The following is a 20,012-nucleotide window of genomic DNA, read 5'->3' as shown; positions in this document are numbered from 1 at the left end:
GAGAAAAATGTCACAATCCACAGGTGCTCCTTCTTTATTTGATGATGGGCAGATTGGAACGGGTGGGAACAATAATAGCCAGTCTCAAGCAAAACTACAGGCAATCAATCTTATTGATTTATTGCATGACGGCTTTTATTTGGTTTTCTTGATTCGAAATCAGTATGTGCCAGCAGATGCTCAGCAGTTTCGTGAAAAAATCTTAAATTTACTCAATCAATTTGAGCAGCAAGCTAAAAAGTTACAATTTTCAGCTGATGATATTCATGATGCTAAATATGCATTTTGTGCTTTGATTGATGAAACGATCGTAACGCAACAAGACCCAAGTTATTTTAATTTGCAAAATGCTTGGTTAATTAGCCCGTTACAATTGAGCTTGTTTGGTTCTCAGTTAGCGGGTTATCGCTTCTTTGAAATATTGGAGCAATTACGTAGCCGTGGAAAAGAACGTCTAGCTGCTTTAGAAGTATTTCATTACTGCCTTTTATTAGGTTTTCAGGGTAAGTACCGAATCGAATCTACGGAAAGTCTCAACCATTTAGTATCAAGAGTCGGTGACGAAATTGACTATTTGAAAGGGAAAAAAGTTGCCTTTTCGCCGTTCTCGGCCATTCCCGATCAGATACGAAATATTATTCATCGGGAAGTACCTTTCTTTTGGATTTTGATCTTTTTATTGATTTTTGCATTGCTTACCTTTGCAGGGCTAAGATTTATGCTGAATAATCAAAATGATAAAGCATTATCTAATTATCAAAATGTGATTTCTGCTCCTCAAGAGCAAGCACATATTACAATTTATTTACCTTGATGATGGTACGAAATGGCTCAGGAAAAACCAACTTCTATTCGAGTTTTACAATCGAATAAAAAAAAGCCGAAATCACCAATACTTTATATTGTCATTGGTGTTATTGCCGGGGTGTTTGTCAGCATCTCGCTATTCCTGTTCTTGTCTCAACCGCATTCGTCAGAATCAACAGCAATTGAGAGTAAATCAACAGAAGAACAGATTTTAAATCAAGAAACTGCTCATTCTTCTGATGAACAAAATCAAGTTGCTGTCAGTCAAGACAACGAAACAGATTCAATGAGCCGTGATGGTTTTGAACAACCTAAAGATAATGAATTAAGTAATATCTTTAAACCTGCTCAGCATAAGCCTGCTACTGTCAATCAACAGCGAGTTTCTCCATTTGACGAACAGCTCACGGGTGAAAAGAAAGTTCAGGTTGTGCCTCAACCACAGACGGGTGCAGCTAAAACGGCTCAACCGAAGGTACAGCCGGCTCAGCAAAAGCCAGTGACTAAAACACCGCAGCAACAAGTGGCACAGGCTAAACCTGTTGTTGAGAATAAAGCTCCAGCCGAACCCGAAGCTGAGGTTGAACCACCTAAAGCATCGGTAGATATTAAAATTACACGAAGTCCTTTTGCTGTGAATTAATGAACAAATGATGATTTTTCTCATTTTCTTTTGCTTTACATGCTTAGCAATTGGTTTAGCGTTTTTAATGTCTTATGAGCTAAGGACGAGAAGCAAAGATTTTGTTTTGTCATTACTGCCGCAAGGCCGTAAACAGCTTAATCAGGTTAGACAATTTGCTCAAACAATGAATCAGGCGGCTGCGCCTGAAAAGCTGCAATCCCATTGGCATTTACAGCAGTGGTGGATTGTTATTGCAGGATTTTTCTTGTTTGCCAGTATATTAGTTTTTGCTTTTACTCGACCTATTAGCTCAACTCGAATTGAAGCTGAATATCTCAAAAAAACAGATCCTCAAATCTACGCGCTTTTGAACGGTGAAATACTATCACCGCCACCAGAAGTAGATGAAAGCCTAATTGAAGCCGCAATTGTAGAGGCTACACAATTAGAGCAACAATATTCTGCTCAAAATAGTGGAACCATTAATTCTTCACCTATTGATAATACGAGTTTTGATGGGCGAGCTATTTTAGATACCAGTTTAGTAGATCGTAAATGGAGCAAAATGAACCCCCGTTATAAGCAACGTTTACTCATGGTTTTTAAAATCATGAAAGAACAATATGGCTATGAGTTGGTTCTATTAGAGGGATATCGTAGTCCTGTACGTCAGAATATGTTGGCAGGTAATCCGAACACGACAAAAGCAAAAGGGTATCAGAGTTATCATCAATTTGGTTTGGCAGCAGATGTCGCCTTTAAACGAAATGGAAAAGTGGTTATTTCTGAAAGAGACCCTTGGGCTATGCAAGGCTATCGTTTATATGGGCAAGTTGCTGAATCGGTTGGGCTTACATGGGGTGGACGTTGGAAATCTATTCAAGATTATGGCCATACCGAGTTCCGTATGCCGGGCTTAAGAAAAACACAGGAAATGGCTGAAAAACTGATCGCTGAAAGTTTGAATGAAGTAAGTTAAACACTTATTGACGATTGAAAACGTTCTTGTAAAACAGTTGTCATCTTGTCTACAAGCTGGGAAATGATCCCAGCTTTTTCCCATGTATAAATTGAAACAACCATAGGGGGGGCAGTCCCTAATGAATCATATCGACGTACTCGACGTCCGCGGGTTGTTGCCACAGGCAATAAAGATAATCCTAATCCAGTTTCAACACTAACTAACACGCTTTCTAGGCTACTACCCGTAAAGGCAATATACCAACGTCGCCGTTCGCGCTCTAACGTTGCGAACATCTCATCCCGATAAAGTCCGCCTTGAGGAAAGGTCACTAAACTCATGGGATCAGACCATGTCGTTGTTGAATTCTCACTTTGAAACCATGCCATTTCTTCTGGGAATGTAGCGTGGTGATCAGCACTGGCAGCAGGTTCTTTGACAATAATAATATCGAATTCACCATTCCGATAACGTTCTGTTAAGTTGCGACTCAAGCCAGAGGTTACGTCTAAACGAATGGAACGATGCTCTTTGGCAAATATACCAAAAACTTCAGCCATTGCTGGACTCATCATATCTTCTGGTAAACCAATACGAATAGGAATGCTTCCTGCCGGATCTTTAAGTAGTGCTTCAGCTTCTTGTTGAAGGCTCAAAATCCTTTGCGCATAACCAATGAGATATTCTCCAGATACCGTCAATTTAAAAGGTCGTGCTGTTCGATCTATAAGCGCATGTCCCACTGATTCTTCAAGTCGCGCTAACTGCTGACTAATTGTTGATTGAGTCAGGTGTAATCGATCGGCAGCTGCGGTAAAACTGCCGGTTTCAAAAATAGTGACGAAAGCACGTAAAAGGCGAGGATCAAACATTATTAGGTACTGCCACGCTTAAAAGCTGATAAAAAAGTATTCATAATCTTAATAGTATCGATTAAATAATTTAATTTCCAAATACTTTTGGTGAAGCTTATTCTAATTGCAAAATGTTTTGCCATAAATTTCTATTGGGAGGCCACCATGCGTAAGTCACTGATATGGATGAATCTGATTGTCGCACTGGGGACTTTAGGTTTTACAAATATGACGAATGCAATGGGTGATTATCCTTTACATCAGGCAGTGATAAATAATGACACTCAATCTATCAAACAGATTTTATCGCAAAAGACTTTAATTGATGAGCGAGATGAAACTGGTTCAACTGCTTTGATGGTCGCAACAAGAGCAAATAATGTACATGCTGCCCATATGCTGATAGAGGCTGGCGCTGATGTAAATGTAAAAGACAATATTCAAGACAGTCCATATTTATATGCTGGTGCACAGGGATATTTAAAAATTCTAAGAATGACACTCATGCATGGTGCGGATTTAAAAAGTATTAACCGTTACGGTGGGACTGCGCTCATTCCAGCAGCGGAACGAGGCCATGTCGAAACAGTTCGTACATTAATTGCCGCTGGTGTAGATGTTAATCATGTCAATAATTTGGGGTGGACGGCATTACTTGAGGCCATCATTTTGGGAAATGGAGAACCTAAATATCAACACATTGTAGAGCTTTTATTGAAAGCAGGTGCTGATCCGAACTTGGCAGATAAAGACGGGATAACTCCCTTACAACATGCGCGTTCAAGAGAATACCGCGAAATTGAAAGAAGACTTCTTGCAGCTGGTGCAAAATAGAAAGTGAGAGTATGTGATGGAAAAAGGTGAACAGTTTTTACGTAATGCGATTGAGCTTGCCTATAACAATATTGAAAAAGGTGGCAGGCCATTTGGCGCTGTGATTGTAAAGAATGGAGAAGTTATTGCTTCAGGCGTAAATCAGATTCTGACAACGAATGACCCAACTGCACATGCTGAATTATTGGCGATTCGTGCAGCCAGTCGAATTTTAGGATCTGCCAACCTAGAAGGCTGCTCTGTGTATGCAAGTGGTCATCCATGTCCAATGTGTATGGCAGCAATGCGTTTAGCCGGTATAAAGTCAGTTAGCTATGCTTATTCTAATGAAGACGGAACACCATTTGGTCTGTCTACAGCCGAAATATATATTGAGCTTGCCAAGCCGTTTGCTGAGCAATCAATGAAAATTCAATATATACCGATCAGAGTTGAAAACCGCACTGATCTTTATGCGCATTGGAAGAATTATCAAACCAATCATTCAGGCTCAGAATAATGAAGCAGTCTGGCGTCTTTTTGACTCGTCCCATGCTTGTTGTAACGGTAGCTTTGGTGGGCCTTAATTTAAGACCATTTATCACAAGTATTGGACCATTGATTGCCAATATTCGTACAGCCACTGGCTTAAGCTTAGAAGGGGTGGCACTGCTCACTTTGTTACCGATGATGCTTATGGGAATCGTTGCATTTGTTGGGCCAATATTGCAAAACTTTGTCGGTGAAAGAAGGGCTATTCTTGGTGCATTGCTGACCATTTGTGCGGGGTGTACTTTCCGATTTTTATTTCCTACTGCCGAAGGATTAATTCTTAGTGCCATAGTGATTGGATTCGGAGTCGCGATGATACAAGCGGCATTTCCCGGCATGATCAAAAGAGAATTTAGCCAACATATTGGTCCGATGATGGGTCTTTACTCAGCCATGCTTATGGGAGGTGGTGCCTTAGGAGCATGGTTAGCGCCTGTAGTTTCAAATATAACGGGCTTATGGTCTATTGGACTGGCTTTTTTTGCTATTCCAGCTTTGTTTACATTTATATTGGCGCTGGCTTTTTTACCTACAAAAGCTAGTTCATCCATTCATCGTGCGCCTGTAAGAAAATTATTAAAGCAACCTCGAACTTGGTTATTAATGACTTGCTTTGGGCTTGTAAATGGTGGCTATTCATCAGTCGTGGCTTGGTTAGCACCTTCTTTTCAAGATCACGGTTGGAGCGCAGCACAAAGTGGGAAATTACTTGCTTTTCTAGCCTTGAGCCAAGCAGCTTCAGCACTCATTTTGCCTATTTTAGCTAGGAAATATAAAGACCGACGTCCATGGCTATGGTTTACGTTAGTAATGCAAATGGTTGGTTTTTCAGGAATGGCTTTTATGCCTGAGTTTGCCGCTATGCTTTGGGCAATTTGTTTAGGCGTTGGCTTAGGAGGATGTTTTGCATTAACGCTTATAGTTGCATTAGACCATTTTGATGAACCCATTCATGCAGGTGCTTTATCAGCACTGATGCAAGGCGGTGGTTTTTTACTGGCAGCAATTCCGCCGTGGATTATTGCAATTTTGCATGATCTTACGGGAGCTTACAAAGCAGGATGGCTTTTTCATTTAGCCAGTGTGATATTGGTTGTTATTTTAGTGAGTAGATTGGCTCCCAAAAGTTATTTTAAGATGAATCTGTAAAATGTTGAGTTGGCCGAGATTCTTTTTATAAAGAATTACTGATGCTAAAGCACAAGCAAATTAGGAAATAGTGATAGGATAGAACTGAAATTTTTCCGCTTCTAAATGAATATAACAATATTTGATTTCTATGACTTCTTCTTTAAAACAGCTCACTTTATTTAATCAAGGCTTAGGAAAAACCAGTCGATTTACAAAAGGTGTGGATGGCACTTTACAGGCGATTGAGCATTTAGGATATGTACAGATTGATACCATATCGGTTGTAGAGCGAGCTCATCACCATATATTGTGGAGCCGAGTGCCAGACTATGATTTAAATCATTTAAATAGTTTGGTTCGTGAGCGCCAGATTTTTGAATATTGGTATCATGCGGCGTCTTATCTTCCTATGAAAGATTATCGCTATGCATTGCCTGCTATGATGTCTGTCAGAAACGGAGAAAGCCGTTATTTCAATAGAGGTGATCAACACCTTATGAATGAAATTTTGGCGCGTGTTCATGCCGAAGGAAAAATTCGTCTCCGTGATATTGATAAGAATAATAAAAAGAGTTTGGGAAATTGGTGGAATACAGGTCCAGGTCGCCGTGCTTTTGAGCAGTTATATATGCAGGGTGACTTGATGATCTGTGAGCGTAATGGAATGGAAAAAGTCTATGATTTGACCGAACGCTGCCTACCTGAAAATATTGATTTAAGAATGCCCACGCTTTATGAATATGCGCAGTATTTATTTAATAATACGCTTCGAGCACATGGAGCATTTACATGGAAACAATTAGTTCATTTAAAGAAAAATGATCTAAAAGAGGCTATGCATGTTGTGCTAAAAGAGCAGGTTGATGCTGGTGTTGTATCAGTGGTTAAACTTGCCGATGGTCAAACCCTATATGTGGATGTAGCTGCAATAGAACAAAAAGTGGAGACTGATTTTGGTTTAAAAATACTTTCGCCTTTTGATAACTCGCTTATTCATCGTGACCGCTTAACTTCTTTATTTGAATTTGATTATCGGATTGAATGCTATGTACCAGCAGCCAAACGGGTATATGGTTATTTTTGCTTACCTATTCTTTATCAAGATGAGTTAGTAGGCCGACTAGATTGTAAAGCTCATCGGTCTATCAAAGAATTAGAAGTGATTAGCTTGCATCTAGAAAAAACAATCAAAGATAAAGAGCATTTCTTTTTTGAACTAGATCAAGAGCTCAAACGTTTCGCAGCATTTAACCAATGTTTAACTGTTAATGACAAAGTGATTAAGCTTATTCGTACAAAAATTTAAACACCAAAAGCACACCAGCTTTTGGTGTTTTCACTTTTTTAGTTCAAGGACATACGATATTCAATAATCCCTGGTTTTTGTGCAATCCAGTCATAAAGCTTTTGTGCTGTTACATTGGTTTCTTGAGTATGCCAATATAAACGGTCACAGTTGTGTTCAATTGCTTGCTTCTGCACATATTCAATAAGTTGCTTACCAATGTGTTGTCCACGAACTTCGGGTGAAACATAGAGGTCTTCTAAATAACAATAATTATTTTCTGCCCATGTTGAACGATGAATAACATAATGCACAATTCCCAAAACTTGCTCACATTGTTTGGCAACAGCACAATAAACGGGTTCATTTTCATCGAAAAAGCGTTCCCAAGTCACTTTTGTGACATGAAGAGGTAAATTTACCTGATAAAAATTTTGATAAGCAAGCCAATATTTTTCCCATTGTGAATAGTCCTGCTGTTGAACAGGGATGATTTGAATATCTTGATTTTGCATAATAATTACACTCTATTTTAAAGTAATGGAAAATGGACAACTAGAGTGTAGTTTTGATAGTGGTATTTTTATAAGGTACACTTTTGATATTTTTTACAGTACCAGTTTGTTATGGCAGCTTCGATTTCGGCATCTTTCCCACATTTGATTTTGCCAAAAGGTCAGATTAAAGATGGGCTATATTCGGCTTTGCGTGATGCTATTTTAGATGGAAGGCTATCTGCTGGAACAAAATTACCCTCAAGTCGTGCCCTAGCAGAGGTGATGTCAATTTCAAGAAATTCTGTATTGGCAGCTCTTGAACGATTACTTGATGAGGGATATTTATTTACCAAACCAAGTTCGGGTACCTATGTTGCTGAGGTTGTGCCAGATCATTTAATACATGTCCAAGAAAATTCAGAAAAAAAGTCTAAAAATAATCATCAATCCTTAAATATTAATCCGAATATGGAAGCATTATTAACTTCATGGCGAGAGCAGTCGTGGTCAAGTCAAAAGAAAAAAATGTTCCATGTAGGTGTAGGTTGTGTTGATTTATTTCCTCATCAACTTTGGGGAAAGTTATTAAATCAAGCTTGGCGACAGTCGTATTATCAGCTTGGTCAATTTCACGACCCGCGTGGTTATCTACCTCTACGTCAGGCAATTTGTGAATATGTCCGCTCCACCCGAGGGCTGAACTGCAACGAAGAGCAAATTATTATCGTAAATGGGACGCAGCAAGCTATTCATTTAACGGCCTATGCTTTACTTCAAGCAAATGATGAAGTGTGCCTAGATGAGCCGGGTTATGATGCGGCTTTTAACATTTTCCGAAGTTTTGGTGCACAGGTAAATTTAATTGAAAGTGATGAAGAGGGAATGCAAGTCTCTGACATTATTCATCGTTATTTAAAAAGCAAACTGGTCTATACCGCGCCTTCACATCAGTTTCCTGTAGGTGGAACCTTAAGTCTCGCCCGCCGTTTTTCGTTACTCGATTGGGCATCTCAACAAGGGAAATGGATTTTTGAGGATGACTATAATAGTGAATTTCGCTACGGCACACATCCTATTCAAGCTTTACAAGGTTTAGATCAGCAGCAAAGAGTCATTTACTCTGGTACTTTTAGCAAAATGATGTTTCCAGAGTTTCGTTTAGGGTTCATGGTTGTGCCTGAAGCATTGATCGAAACGTTTAGTGCAGCTAAATACTATACCGATGTTCGAAGTTCTTATTTAGAGCAAGTGGCTTTGTCTCAATTTATACAAAAAGGTCACTATGCTCGGCATGTACGTAAAGTTCGAAAAGCTTGCTATGAGCGCCAACAAGCCTTAATTAAAGCGATTGATGAGCATCTTTCAGATGTACTTAGTGTTCAACCCACAGATTCAGGTATCCATGCAGTGTGCTGGTTAAAAGATAAGTGGACAGAGCAAGAATTTGTTGATCCGTGTTCAGCTCTAAACTTGGCTGTTCAGCCATTATCAAGATATTGTCAGAGGCCAAACAAAAAGGGCGCGGTACTTTTTGGCTATGCGGCCCACACACCTAATGAAATTATTGAAAATATTCAAAAAATTGCACAATATTTACAAGAAAAGTAATAGCCTAAGTTTTGTTATTTAGATAAATTTAATCATTCTTTAAATGCTTAAATACGAATTTCTATGATGATCAATTGGTTATATGAAAATAGAGATATTATTAAAATTTTTAAAAATTAATTTTAATTAATATTATTTTAAGCTAGCACAATTAATCTAACTACATCAAAGCTTATTTAGTACACCTTTTGGCCACATTCTCCAGATGTGGCCGTTTTTTTATCAAAAATAAATATAGTTCCGAATAACTTAATTAATTCTTAAAGAGAAATAAAAATTAATCTTCTTCCATGGCATTACTATAAAACTTAACGCCCAGTTTAATACGATCACGCCCATTACCCATGCGCCAGCGATTAGTATCTCTTAAAGAATATACACAGCCACAATATTCTTGTTGATAAAACTCTTCTCGTTTACTGATTTCAATCATACGGCTTGAGCCACCGTTTTTACGCCAGTTGTAATCCCAGTACTGAATTTCAGGATAGTGTGCAGCAGCACGAATTCCGCAGTCATTGATTTGCGCCATATTTTTCCAGCGAGAAATTCCTAGCGAACTACTGATGAGACTAAAGCCGTGTTCATATGCGTAAAGGGCAGTTCGTTCAAATCGCATATCGAAGCACATAGTGCAACGAATACCACGTTCGGGTTCATCTTCCATACCTTTTGCTCGAGCAAACCAATTGTCAGTGTCATAGTCTGCATCAATAAATGGAATATTATGCTTTTCGGCAAAACGAATATTTTCTTCTTTACGGATGAGATATTCTTTTACTGGATGAATATTAGGATTATAAAAAAATATTGAAAATTTAATGTCTGATTCAATCAATGCTTCCATAACTTCTCCTGAACAAGGAGCACAACAGGAGTGAAGTAATAATTGATCATGTCCAGATGGGAGTTCTAATTTTAAACGTTGAGTTGACATAATAAAAAAATTAAATTGTAATGCAATTCATTATATATTTATTTTTTATATAATGTGAAATGAATTGTTTTCAATTTTACTGTGAAATTAATTTAATGTTATCTATTAATATGTTTAATACTATGCTAAATATAATGAAATAAATATTGTGTCAAATATTGAAGTCATCTTTATAATTAACCTTAAAATTATTGTTAAATATACTATATGATTAAATAAATTATAGGTGGATTTTATATATTAAAAAATAATAAACCTTAAATATTTTTGATAAGTGATTGATGTATCTGAATATAATTTTAAGTTTTTATTGTGATATGTGTCACAAATAAACCTTATTTTTTCAATTAAAGTATTTCTTTAGATTTATATCTTTAATAAATTTATACTATAAAATTCAGTGTGTTTTTTTAATTTAAGCGTGTGATAATTTGAGATATGAAAGATTGGCAATGTAAGTATTGTAACGGTTACATTATGGTTAATCATTCAAAGATTAGCGTAGGAGAAAAAGTTTACTTTTTGGTATATAAATTTGATGCAAAGAATGAAAGGAAAAAATTATATAAAAAGGGAATTGTGATTGCACGTCACGATAATATACTTCACATTGAATCACGTAAAAAAACTTATAAGATCGAGCAAATTAAAGTCTATCCATTAGGCGCCCCAATGCCTTTCGTTTACAACATGTTTTGGATTTGTGGATGTCCGTGTACTCTACAAAACTAATTTCTTAAATTTGATTGATAGTAAGTTATTTTATAGATCTAACTGGATTAATCATCAGATACATTTTTTGTCTTTTGCTTTTACAGATAAGAACTATAGCTTGATAAAAGCGGCACATACATATAACAAAACCCGTGTTATTTATTTGACAAAACAAAGACGTACTCTTATAAACCTCAAGTAAAGTTGAGGTCAATTGTGATGAGTGAAAATAAAAAAGCAGACCCTAGTCGCGTTTTGACTGTGGGTGAAGTTGCAAAAAGGAGCGGGGTTCCTGTTTCAACCCTTCATTTTTATGAAGCAAAAGGCCTTATAAAAAGTATAAGAACGAATGGTAATCAACGTCGCTATCCCTTAATTATTTTAAGATATATTGCGATTATTAAAGTTGCTCAAAGAGTAGGTATTCCTTTAAATGAGATTAAAGAAGCTTTGAGTCAGTATCCGATTGGTAGCAAATTAACAGCTAAGCAATGGAGGGATTTATCGAGTCATTGGCGAGAAAATTTGGATGATCGAATTCAAAAGTTAACTCGGTTAAGAGATGAGATGGACTGGTGCATTGGCTGCGGTTGTTTATCGTTAGAGCAATGTCCATTAAGAAATCCTGAAGATATTTTAGGACAAGACGGATCAGGGGCCCGAATTTTAGAAAGACCTGAATAGAATAGTTCAAAAATGGCTTTTAATTGGGAATATCTTAATTTCCAATAAATTAAATTTATTTTGCTATAACATTCAAGTGAGTTTTTTATTGTAAACAAGTCATATGAAACATGAATTTTTTTGATATCTTTAGTTTTTTTAGTAAGAAGCAAAAAATTATGAAAAAAACTATCTTTCTTGGCTTAGCGCTTGTTTCGTTAACGGCTTGTTCGTCTGTACAACATAAAGATTCAACTCCACCAAAAATTGGTTCACCAAACCCAGCTAGTCAATATTGTGTTGAACAAGGTGGGAAATTAGAAATTAGAAATGAAGCAAATGGTCAGGTTGGGTATTGTCATTTACCAAATGGCCAAGTCGTTGAAGAATGGAAATTATTCCGTGATAACCAAGCGAACTGTGTAGCAGAAGAAGCTCAAAAATTAGTGGGGCAATCTGGCCTGACTGATGATCAAATTAAACAAAAAACTAAATCAGAAATTGTGCGCACAGTAGCTCCAGGTCAACCAATGACAATGGATTATCGTACAAACCGAGTTACAGTTACTATTGATCCTGCTTCTAAGAAAATTACTCAGGCAACTTGTGGTTAATTTGTTTAATTAAAGTTTGCTAAACCAAATCTTGAAGTACAAAAGCCTGCATTTCAGCAGGCTTTTTTATGACTTTAATTTTGGGAATAATGAATGACTGGATACTCTTTTTGTTGAGGCAGTTGTTGCAAAGCCTGATTAATTTTGATGAGAAAAATATCAACTTTATCTTGGCTTGGATTGTTGGTGTTGTATGAAGCTCTTTCTTGATAGTTAATTCCACATCCAATAATTTTCATATTTGCGGGATTAAAGCTCCAGTCATTTTTATTTTTGATCGAGATATCTAAATCACTATCACATTCTTTCCAGAGTTTTAAAAATTGATTGGAATATACAGCGGGAGCTTCTTGTGCTCGATAGGCTGTAAATCCTTGCATTTCAGAGTTAGCAAATTGAAGGAGATGATTGGTGGGCATTCCTCCCCAAAGCATAGCGCTATCTTTTGGTAACTTTATTCCTGTTATATGTTCTTCTTTAAGGGGGGCAGTTTGCTCATCTTTCTGTTTGGACTTTTGAGATTTATAAACCAGTTTTGTTCCAACAGGAACTGTTACGCCTTTGACTTGAGTGATTTGTTTTGTATAGAAATAAGGCGAAGTATCACGGTTACAGCCTGTCGGGTTATAACAGCCAATACAACCACTTAACAATAAAACCGGAAAACTAAAAATACTTAATTTGAAAATTCGATCCATTTTTCTTGTCTTTAATTATGTCTAGAAATTTAATATATCAGCATTTAAATCAATAATAAAAAAAAGCCCCTAGCGGACTAGAGGCAGAAAAACATCAGATGCAAGAACAGGTGAATTATGCATCTGAGTTAAGTAGGTTGTATCAAACCATGTAAAGCACTTTACCAGCAAAAATGAATAAAAATAGGGAGGTGCGACTAATGGCTAATGTTTCGTGGTCGTTTCTTAAGCACCTATAAACTCAGATTTAGTTTCTATTCTGAGCACTAATTTTTAAATTCCATAAATTTTTACATCCAATTTTTAAAAAAATATGAGTTAAATTTTGCTTTTTAATTCGATTATTAAAATTAATATTTGTTTTATATGAATTTTTTCGTCGGTAAAGAATTTGGAAAGGAAGACTATTCTTTTTGTTGTATATCGTATACGATATATGAAGAATGATTAAGCAGCTATTAATCCCATTCCATAACTTTTGAGATGGATTAACTCGAAAGTACGACTACCAAGAGTTTTATTTGTATTACTGAGGAATAATTATGAGTAATATCTTCACAGGATGTATCCCGGCGCTAATGACTCCATGTACTCCTAACCGTGAGCCAGATTTTGACGCGCTTGTGAAAAAAGGGCATGAGCTGATTGAAGCTGGCATGAGTGCGGTAGTGTATTGTGGTTCTATGGGTGATTGGCCTTTATTGACAGAAGCTCAACGCCAAGAAGGTGTAGCACGACTTGTTGCTGCTGGCATTCCAACAATTGTTGGTACTGGTGCAGTTAATTCAAAAGAAGCAGTTTCTCATGCAGCTCATGCAGAAAAGGTAGGTGCACAAGGGCTTATGGTTATTCCACGTGTACTATCACGCGGGGCATCACCAGCTGCACAAAAAGCTCACTTTTCTGCCATTTTAAAAGCAGCTCCAAGCTTACCTTCGGTGATTTACAATAGTCCATATTATGGATTTGCAACTCGTGCAGATTTATTTTTTGAATTACGCCGTGAGTTTCCAAACTTAATTGGTTTTAAAGAGTTTGGTGGCGCTGCCGATATGCGTTACGCAGCTGAGTTCATTACTTCACAAGATGATTCAGTTACCTTAATGGCTGGTGTAGACACTCAAGTTTTCCATGGCTTCGTCAATTGTAATGCAACTGGTGCGATTACAGGGATTGGTAATGCTTTACCTAAAGAAGTTTTACTGTTGGTTGACCTTAGTAAGAAAGCTGCAGCAGGTGATGCAAAAGCCCGTCGCTTAGCACAAGAGTTATCAAGTGCATTAGAAGTTTTATCTTCTTTTGATGAAGGAACGGATCTTGTTCTTTACTATAAATACTTAATGGTACTTAACGGTGATAAAGAATATACCTTACACTTTAATGAGACTGATGCATTGAGCGAATCGCAACGTAAATATGTTGAAACTCAGTATGAGTTATTCCGTACGTGGTACCGTAACTGGTCAGCTGAAATCTAAGTAAGTATCCATAAAAAAGAGGCTAACAATTCAGCCTCTTTTTTTTATTTCTATGGATTACTTTTTGGTCAAAACAATAACGCATAGGAAAATGAGAATTAAACCTAAATAACTATGCATTGTTAAACTTTCACCCACTACAACAACTGCTAATAATGCTGCAACTGGAATCTCAACTAAAGCTAGTGTCATAGCCTGACTTGCGGGAATTCGTTTAAGACCAAAGCTAAAAAATAAATAGCCTAAAAACATAGGAACAATCGGAATATAAATCGCAACCCAAATGTTAGTTGGGTAAACAAAAAGGTTTTGTGCCGTAATGAATAATGTAGGTAGTAAAAGCACTGCAGAGATACCAAAAATCACTCCCATGGCAGCTCTTGAGTCGACGTCTTGGCGAATTAGGTTTCTCATTATCCAAGAATATGTTGCATAGCTCAGGCTAGAGAGTAAGCCAAAAAATACCCCTAAAATACGATCAGATTGTACGATTTGGTGCTGCGCATGATCACCTGCATAAGAGAGTAAAATAATTCCTAAAAAACCGAGAATAAAACTGATGAGCCATTTTAAAGAAAGTTTTCGTTTATCTAAAATCCATTCCAAAAGCACTGAAAACAAAGGCGCACAACCAATAGAAATCACGGTGCCAATAGAAACACCAGCCAAAGAGACAGATGAATAAAATGCAAATGGACAAAGAATTGAAACAATGACCGCAATAAAAACTTGGGATTTATAGTTAAATAGTTTTTGGTAATTTTTTTTAATGGCTTTTAAGCTTAAAAACGTATGAATTAATCCACCGAAGCCAACAGAAATGGTAGCAATTACAAGTGGACTAATGCCTTTTGCAAAAGATGCCGCTGTACCTGCCGTACCCCATAGAAAAGCAGCAAATAGTACAGATAAGAAACCCGTATAATAATTCAGGGAAAATTTTGCTTCTGTTGGCGTACTCATATGAAGTGACTCAAACTTTAAAAGTTTTATGCAGCATGATTTTTACAAGATAAAAATTTTATCTTGCAGGCAATAACTCAGCTAAATGGATAGGAATCTTTTTTGACAGTTGCCCATCAAGAGAACAGGGTAGTATGCTGCTATTTATTATGATTTGCTTGGTTAGATACAATAAAATGATGACGATTTCAGCATAGTCTAATAATAGTTTTGTGAATTAAATGGTATAAAGTATACTTTAGCTATTAATGCAGTTAAAAATTATTAGCTCTAATAAATAGAGAAAATGAGTTTTAGCAGCATTAAAATAAAGGTAAGCCGTGCCGAAAATAATGCTTGAAAAGCAATGATTTCATTATGGCGGATGAATAAAAATTATCATCCTTTTATTTGTGTCATATTTTGAGGTTAAGAGAATATTCGTGACGCTACCATCTTTTAATGTATCAAATCTTGGTGCAATGCCTTCGGTATCTGAAGTTATTGTCAAATATATTAGAGAAGCAATTATTGCAGGGCATATTGCTGAAGGCGAACCGATTCGTCAGGATGAAATTGCCAAACTTTTTAATGTCAGCAAAATTCCGGTACGTGAAGCCTTAAAGCAACTTGAAGCTGAAGGCTTGGTTGAGTTTATAAAAAATCGTGGCGCAATTGTGACCCGCATCTCTGAAGAAGAGTTGGCACAGATTTTTGAAGTCCGAGTGATGTTGGAAACGAAGCTGATTCAGCTCGCCGTGCCGAATATGACGGAGGAAACTTATAAAAAGGCAGATGAAATTTGTAATGCCTTTATCGATAACATGGATATTGGAAGCTGGACCACACTCAATTGGCAGTTACATGCATGCCTTTATGAACCAGCACAACGGCCTTACATGCTTGGATTAATTCGTTCTATTTACGATAAAATTGAGCGCTATTTAAGATTACAAATGAATGTTTCAGAAGGCAAATCACGTGCAAATGATGAACATAAAGAAATCGTGAAAGCCTGCAAAGCCAAAGATGTTGATTTAGCGGTTAAATTAATTGAAGAGCATATTAATGGTGTTTGCCAATCACTTTATGAACATCTACCTCACCATAAAAATGTGAAAAAATAAGCGCTCCATTCTTAATCATTTCAGTGTTATTTAAATTAGGCCAATGGCCTAATTTTTTTTGTCTTTAGTTTAGGTGAAGCAAGTTTTCACTATGCTGATTTCGTCATCGATTCATAAGAAAACGATCAAGCTTGCTGTTTTGAGATCAGTCATCCTAGAAAAAAATGTAAGGATACTTCTATGAAAACAGTAAAAATTTTGGACTCTCATACTGGTGGCGAACCAACACGATTAGTACTTGAAGGTTTTCCTGATTTAGGCACAGGAGATATGGAAAGCCGCCGAAAAATATTATCAGAACAATATGACCATTTCCGTAGAGCAACCATGTTAGAGCCGCGAGGTAATGATGTGTTGGTTGGCGCATTATTGTGTAAGCCAGTGAATCCTAAAGCGAGTGCAGGCGTAATTTTCTTTAATAATACAGGTTACCTCGGCATGTGTGGTCATGGCACGATTGGGTTAGTGGCTTCGTTAGCACATTTGGGAAAAATACAAGTAGGCACACATTTAATTGAAACTCCAGTCGGCGATGTTGAGGCGACATTGCATGAAGATCATTCAGTTAGCGTGCGAAATGTACCAGCATATCGTTATAAAAAAGCGGTCGAAGTTGATGTTGAAAAGTATGGAAAAGTTACTGGTGATATTGCATGGGGCGGTAACTGGTTCTTCTTGATTAATGACCATGGTCAACGTGTTGCAAGTGATAATTTGGATCAACTGACTGACTATGCGTGGACAGTCAGACAGGCACTTACGGCACAAGGAATAACTGGTAAAGATGGACAAGAAATTGACCATATCGAGTTATTTGCAAGTGACGCCGAAGCGGACAGTAAAAATTTCGTACTTTGCCCAGGCAAGGCCTATGACCGTTCACCATGTGGAACTGGAACCAGTGCAAAAATTGCTTGCTTAGCTTCAGATGGCAAACTTGAACCAGGAAAGTTATGGAAACAAGCCAGCATTATCGGTAGCCAGTTTATTGCCTCGTATGAGCAAGCAGGGGAATATGTTATTCCAACCATTCGTGGTGAAGCTTACATGAGTGCCGAAGCAACTTTATTTATGGATAAAAATGACCCATTTGCTTGGGGTATTCAGCTATGAGAACCGATGCCATCGTCATTGGGGCAGGCATTGTAGGTGCGGCATGTGCTTATGAATTGGCTCGGCAAGGGTTAAATGTACAAGTTTTGGATGCTCGTATCGGTGGGGCAACAGCTGCGGGCATGGGGCATTTGGTCATTATGGATGACTTGGAAGCCGAATTGAAACTTAGCCATTGGTCAGTTCAGTTATGGCATGAATTAGGGCACGAGCTTTCGGAAGAATGTGCCTATCGCCAAACGCCAACTTTATGGCTGGCAAGTAGCTCAGAAGAAATGCAGATTGCCGAGGAAAAATATCAACGTCTCACTGCACAAGGTGTCCGTTGCCAACTTCGAAATGCAGAGGAAATCCGTCAGCTTGAACCTCACTTAAAGCATGGTCTCTACGGTGGGTTGGAAGTTTTTGATGATGGCATTTTATATGCACCCTGTGCTGCTGAATGGTTGTTAAAACAATTCCCGCAAAAGATTCAGGTTCAACAAGTTAAAGTTATTCATATTGAAGAAAATCGGGTTCAGTTAAGTGATGGAGCATGGCTCGAAGCTGCGCATATCGTTTTGGCTAATGGCATTCATGCGATAGATTTTTTTCCAGAGTTACCGATTGAACCTAAAAAAGGTCATTTGGCTATTACCGACCGTTATCCCGAATTAAATGTAAAACATACGTTAGTGGCTTTGGCTTATGCAGCTAGCACTCAAGCGACAAGTGGAATTTCGGTCGCTTGTAATATTCAACCTAGACCGACAGGTCAGCTATTCATTGGGTCATCTCGTCAGTTTAATACGGTTGATCCGACCGTAGAGCCAGAAGTGTTTACGCGGGTGCTTAAAGAGGCTGCTGATTATTTTCCAGCTTTGGCTGATCTTAATGTTATTCGGGCATGGACTGGTTTTCGTGCAGCCACTCCAGATGGTATTCCAGTAATTGGACGACATCCTGCATTTCAATCGATTTATTTAGCGGTAGGCCACGAAGGATTAGGTGTAACCACAGCAACAGGTACAGCAAGACTTATTGTCTCACACATATGTGGATTAAATTTTGATATAGATCCTGAACCTTTTTTACCACATCGTTTTATAGGAGCTGCATAGATGATTCAGCTTTTTATTAACGGACAATCAGTTTCTGTGATTGAGGGCACCAGTGTTGCTGCTGCTTTAGCACAAGCAAAGTCTTACAGTCGTCTATCTGTTTGTGGTGAAAAACGTACTCCATTTTGTGGAATGGGAGTTTGTCAGGAATGCCGTGTCAATATTAATGGACTCAGAGTGCTTGCTTGTCAGACGCTGTGCCAGCAAGACATGAAGGTGGAAACACAATAATGGAAAAACAATACGATGTAGTAGTTGTAGGAGCAGGCCCTGCTGGGTTATCAGCTGCTATTGCGGCCGCCGAGAGTGGTGGGCGAATTTTAATATTAGATAATAACCCACAGGCGGGCGGTCAAATCTGGCGTGCTGGACCGATTTTTCCTGTACCTGAAATGGCGCAGCAGAAATATCAACAAATCAAGGCTTATCCTAATATTGAATTTATGTTTGGTGCCAAGATTGTCGCTGCACCTTTTGTAGGCCAATTACTCGTTGAGCGACCTCATGACAGCCTAAATTTGTCTTATCGCCAGCTTATATTGTGTACGGGTGCAAGAGAACTATTTTTACCTTTTCCTGGGTGGACCTTATCTGGAGTAACGGGTGCAGGTGGTTTACAAGCTTTAATTAAAGCAGGTACACCTGTAAAAAATGAACGTGTTGTGATTGCTGGTTCCGGACCATTACTCCTAGCAAGTGCGGACACAGCAAAAAAAGCAGGTGCTCAAGTTCTCTATGTTGCTGAACAGGCAGCTTCATCTTCCGTTCGTAAATTTGCACTACAACTTTGGCGCTGGCCTGCGAAAATAATACAGGCGTTATCTTTACCTTATCGTCTATATCACCCTGACAGTTATGTGATTGAAGCGATTGGTCAGGAGCGTCTTGAACGAGTAAGACTACAAACGCCGAAAGGAATTGTTGAAATCGAGTGTGATCGACTCGCTTGTGGGTTTGGTTTAGTACCGAATACTCAATTAGGGCAGTTAATGGGTTGTCAAATTAAGGACAATGCGATTGCGGTCGATGACTATCAACGTACATCACAGCCGCAGGTTTGGGCAGCAGGTGAGTGTACAGGTTTTGGCGGAAGTGAGCTGGCGATGGTTGAAGGTAGCATCGCAGGTTATGCAGCTATAGGCCAAAATGAAAAAGCCAGTCAATTATTTGCTCACAGACAACGGTATCGTTTATTTGCAGATCTCCTTGAGAAAAGCTTCAAATTACGTACGGAGTTAAAAACGCTTGCTCGTCCAGAAACTATTTTTTGTCGATGTGAAGATGTGACTTTTGATAAGGTTGCCGAGCGTAGTAGTTGGATTGATGCAAAATTACATACACGTTGTGGAATGGGAGCATGTCAGGGAAGCACTTGTGCAACAGCTGCCGCCTGCCTGTTTGATTGGCAGCTACCTAACTCTCGACCGCCATTACTGCCTACCCGTGTAAAAAGCCTCATGGCGATGTCTACTTCTCCTTTAAATCAAAAATGA

At 38.1% G+C, this 20,012-nt stretch carries 22 protein-coding genes; 17 read left to right on the top strand and 5 right to left on the bottom strand.

What is annotated here, in order from left to right; all coding sequences use genetic code 11:
- The first annotated feature begins 7 nt into the window (after window positions 1-7).
- The 3 genes from icmH to K6I41_RS11770 are packed head-to-tail and all read left to right on the top strand — an operon-like array spanning window position 8 to window position 2,411.
- Entirely contained in the window at window positions 8-814 is an 807-nt protein-coding gene (gene icmH, locus K6I41_RS11780; RefSeq protein WP_004793176.1) for a type IVB secretion system protein IcmH/DotU, read from the top strand.
- A gap of 12 nt (window positions 815-826) precedes the next feature.
- Window positions 827-1,450 (top strand): hypothetical protein, encoded by a 624-nt coding sequence (locus K6I41_RS11775; RefSeq protein WP_250374374.1) that lies wholly within the window; start codon window positions 827-829, stop codon window positions 1,448-1,450.
- 7 nt (window positions 1,451-1,457) lie between these two features.
- Window positions 1,458-2,411: a M15 family metallopeptidase gene (locus K6I41_RS11770; RefSeq protein ID WP_005304046.1), complete on the top strand. Its 954-nt coding sequence runs from the start codon at window positions 1,458-1,460 to the stop codon at window positions 2,409-2,411.
- Here the strand turns inward: K6I41_RS11770 and K6I41_RS11765 are convergent.
- On the bottom strand, window positions 2,408-3,265 hold the full coding sequence (locus K6I41_RS11765) for a LysR family transcriptional regulator (protein WP_250374373.1): 858 nt from the start codon (window positions 3,263-3,265) through the stop codon (window positions 2,408-2,410). The genes K6I41_RS11770 and K6I41_RS11765 overlap by 4 nt on opposite strands.
- Window positions 3,266-3,412: 147 nt before the next feature.
- On the opposite strand from K6I41_RS11765, the gene K6I41_RS11760 reads away from it, so the two are divergent.
- The 4 genes from K6I41_RS11760 to K6I41_RS11745 all read left to right on the top strand — a co-directional run bounded on the left by K6I41_RS11760 (window position 3,413) and on the right by K6I41_RS11745 (window position 7,049).
- Complete coding sequence (locus K6I41_RS11760) at window positions 3,413-4,081, top strand: ankyrin repeat domain-containing protein (protein ID WP_198307625.1); 669 nt, start codon at window positions 3,413-3,415, stop codon at window positions 4,079-4,081.
- Window positions 4,082-4,097: 16 nt separating this feature from the next.
- Window positions 4,098-4,580, top strand: coding sequence for a nucleoside deaminase (locus tag K6I41_RS11755; RefSeq protein WP_250374372.1), 483 nt, complete (start codon window positions 4,098-4,100; stop codon window positions 4,578-4,580).
- Window positions 4,580-5,761: a cyanate transporter gene (locus tag K6I41_RS11750; RefSeq protein WP_250374371.1), complete on the top strand. Its 1,182-nt coding sequence runs from the start codon at window positions 4,580-4,582 to the stop codon at window positions 5,759-5,761. Before K6I41_RS11755 ends, K6I41_RS11750 begins: the two co-directional genes overlap by 1 nt.
- A 130-nt stretch (window positions 5,762-5,891) precedes the next feature.
- A complete protein-coding gene (locus K6I41_RS11745; RefSeq protein ID WP_250374370.1) occupies window positions 5,892-7,049 on the top strand; it encodes a winged helix-turn-helix domain-containing protein in 1,158 nt (385 codons plus the stop codon).
- Window positions 7,050-7,087: 38 nt separating this feature from the next.
- On the opposite strand, the gene K6I41_RS11740 is transcribed toward K6I41_RS11745, so the two are convergent.
- Window positions 7,088-7,543, bottom strand: a complete 456-nt coding sequence (locus K6I41_RS11740) for a GNAT family N-acetyltransferase (protein WP_250374369.1) — start codon at window positions 7,541-7,543, stop codon at window positions 7,088-7,090.
- 111 nt (window positions 7,544-7,654) lie between these two features.
- Between K6I41_RS11740 and pdxR the strand changes: the two genes are divergently transcribed.
- Window positions 7,655-9,133: a MocR-like pyridoxine biosynthesis transcription factor PdxR gene (pdxR, locus tag K6I41_RS11735; RefSeq protein ID WP_250374368.1), complete on the top strand. Its 1,479-nt coding sequence runs from the start codon at window positions 7,655-7,657 to the stop codon at window positions 9,131-9,133.
- Between the two features lie 277 nt (window positions 9,134-9,410).
- On the opposite strand, the gene K6I41_RS11730 is transcribed toward pdxR, so the two are convergent.
- Window positions 9,411-10,070 carry an epoxyqueuosine reductase QueH gene (locus K6I41_RS11730; RefSeq protein ID WP_111854934.1) on the bottom strand — a complete coding sequence of 220 codons (660 nt, stop codon included), beginning with the start codon at window positions 10,068-10,070 and terminating at the stop codon, window positions 9,411-9,413.
- A gap of 438 nt (window positions 10,071-10,508) precedes the next feature.
- Here K6I41_RS11730 and K6I41_RS11725 point away from each other — a divergent pair, with 438 nt between their 5' ends.
- The 3 genes from K6I41_RS11725 to K6I41_RS11715 all read left to right on the top strand — a co-directional run bounded on the left by K6I41_RS11725 (window position 10,509) and on the right by K6I41_RS11715 (window position 12,061).
- Window positions 10,509-10,802, top strand: coding sequence for a hypothetical protein (locus K6I41_RS11725; RefSeq protein WP_013198273.1), 294 nt, complete (start codon window positions 10,509-10,511; stop codon window positions 10,800-10,802).
- 198 nt (window positions 10,803-11,000) lie between these two features.
- Window positions 11,001-11,468: a redox-sensitive transcriptional activator SoxR gene (gene soxR, locus K6I41_RS11720; RefSeq protein ID WP_081402138.1), complete on the top strand. Its 468-nt coding sequence runs from the start codon at window positions 11,001-11,003 to the stop codon at window positions 11,466-11,468.
- Window positions 11,469-11,626: 158 nt separating this feature from the next.
- Window positions 11,627-12,061: an I78 family peptidase inhibitor gene (locus K6I41_RS11715; RefSeq protein WP_013198272.1), complete on the top strand. Its 435-nt coding sequence runs from the start codon at window positions 11,627-11,629 to the stop codon at window positions 12,059-12,061.
- A 74-nt stretch (window positions 12,062-12,135) separates the two neighbouring features.
- Here the strand turns inward: K6I41_RS11715 and K6I41_RS11710 are convergent, their stop codons facing one another.
- Complete coding sequence (locus tag K6I41_RS11710; RefSeq protein ID WP_250374367.1) at window positions 12,136-12,759, bottom strand: hypothetical protein; 624 nt, start codon at window positions 12,757-12,759, stop codon at window positions 12,136-12,138.
- Window positions 12,760-13,301: 542 nt separating this feature from the next.
- Between K6I41_RS11710 and K6I41_RS11705 the strand changes: the two genes are divergently transcribed.
- Window positions 13,302-14,237: a dihydrodipicolinate synthase family protein gene (locus K6I41_RS11705; RefSeq protein ID WP_013198270.1), complete on the top strand. Its 936-nt coding sequence runs from the start codon at window positions 13,302-13,304 to the stop codon at window positions 14,235-14,237.
- Window positions 14,238-14,294: 57 nt separating this feature from the next.
- Here the strand turns inward: K6I41_RS11705 and K6I41_RS11700 are convergent, their stop codons facing one another.
- Window positions 14,295-15,200: a DMT family transporter gene (locus K6I41_RS11700; protein ID WP_013198269.1), complete on the bottom strand. Its 906-nt coding sequence runs from the start codon at window positions 15,198-15,200 to the stop codon at window positions 14,295-14,297.
- 422 nt (window positions 15,201-15,622) lie between these two features.
- Here K6I41_RS11700 and K6I41_RS11695 point away from each other — a divergent pair, with 422 nt between their 5' ends.
- The 5 genes from K6I41_RS11695 (at window position 15,623) to K6I41_RS11675 (ending at window position 20,012) form a co-directional block, all read left to right on the top strand.
- Window positions 15,623-16,306: a GntR family transcriptional regulator gene (locus K6I41_RS11695; RefSeq protein WP_000174668.1), complete on the top strand. Its 684-nt coding sequence runs from the start codon at window positions 15,623-15,625 to the stop codon at window positions 16,304-16,306.
- Window positions 16,307-16,486: 180 nt separating this feature from the next.
- Window positions 16,487-17,419, top strand: a complete 933-nt coding sequence (locus K6I41_RS11690) for a 4-hydroxyproline epimerase (RefSeq protein ID WP_250374366.1) — start codon at window positions 16,487-16,489, stop codon at window positions 17,417-17,419.
- Complete coding sequence (locus K6I41_RS11685) at window positions 17,416-18,519, top strand: NAD(P)/FAD-dependent oxidoreductase (RefSeq protein ID WP_250374365.1); 1,104 nt, start codon at window positions 17,416-17,418, stop codon at window positions 18,517-18,519. The genes K6I41_RS11690 and K6I41_RS11685 overlap by 4 nt, the downstream gene beginning before the upstream one ends.
- Window positions 18,520-18,750, top strand: a complete 231-nt coding sequence (locus K6I41_RS11680) for a (2Fe-2S)-binding protein (RefSeq protein ID WP_000615330.1) — start codon at window positions 18,520-18,522, stop codon at window positions 18,748-18,750. It abuts the gene before it with no gap.
- The gene (locus K6I41_RS11675; protein WP_250374364.1) at window positions 18,750-20,012 is read left to right on the top strand and encodes an FAD-dependent oxidoreductase; all 1,263 of its coding nucleotides are present in this window, start codon (window positions 18,750-18,752) and stop codon (window positions 20,010-20,012) included. The genes K6I41_RS11680 and K6I41_RS11675 overlap by 1 nt, the downstream gene beginning before the upstream one ends.

It is taken from the genome of Acinetobacter sp. AS23, from assembly GCF_023612055.1.
In the GTDB taxonomy this organism is placed as follows: Bacteria; Pseudomonadota; Gammaproteobacteria; order Pseudomonadales; family Moraxellaceae; genus Acinetobacter; species Acinetobacter oleivorans.
This window is presented reverse-complemented; position numbering and strand designations above follow the sequence as displayed.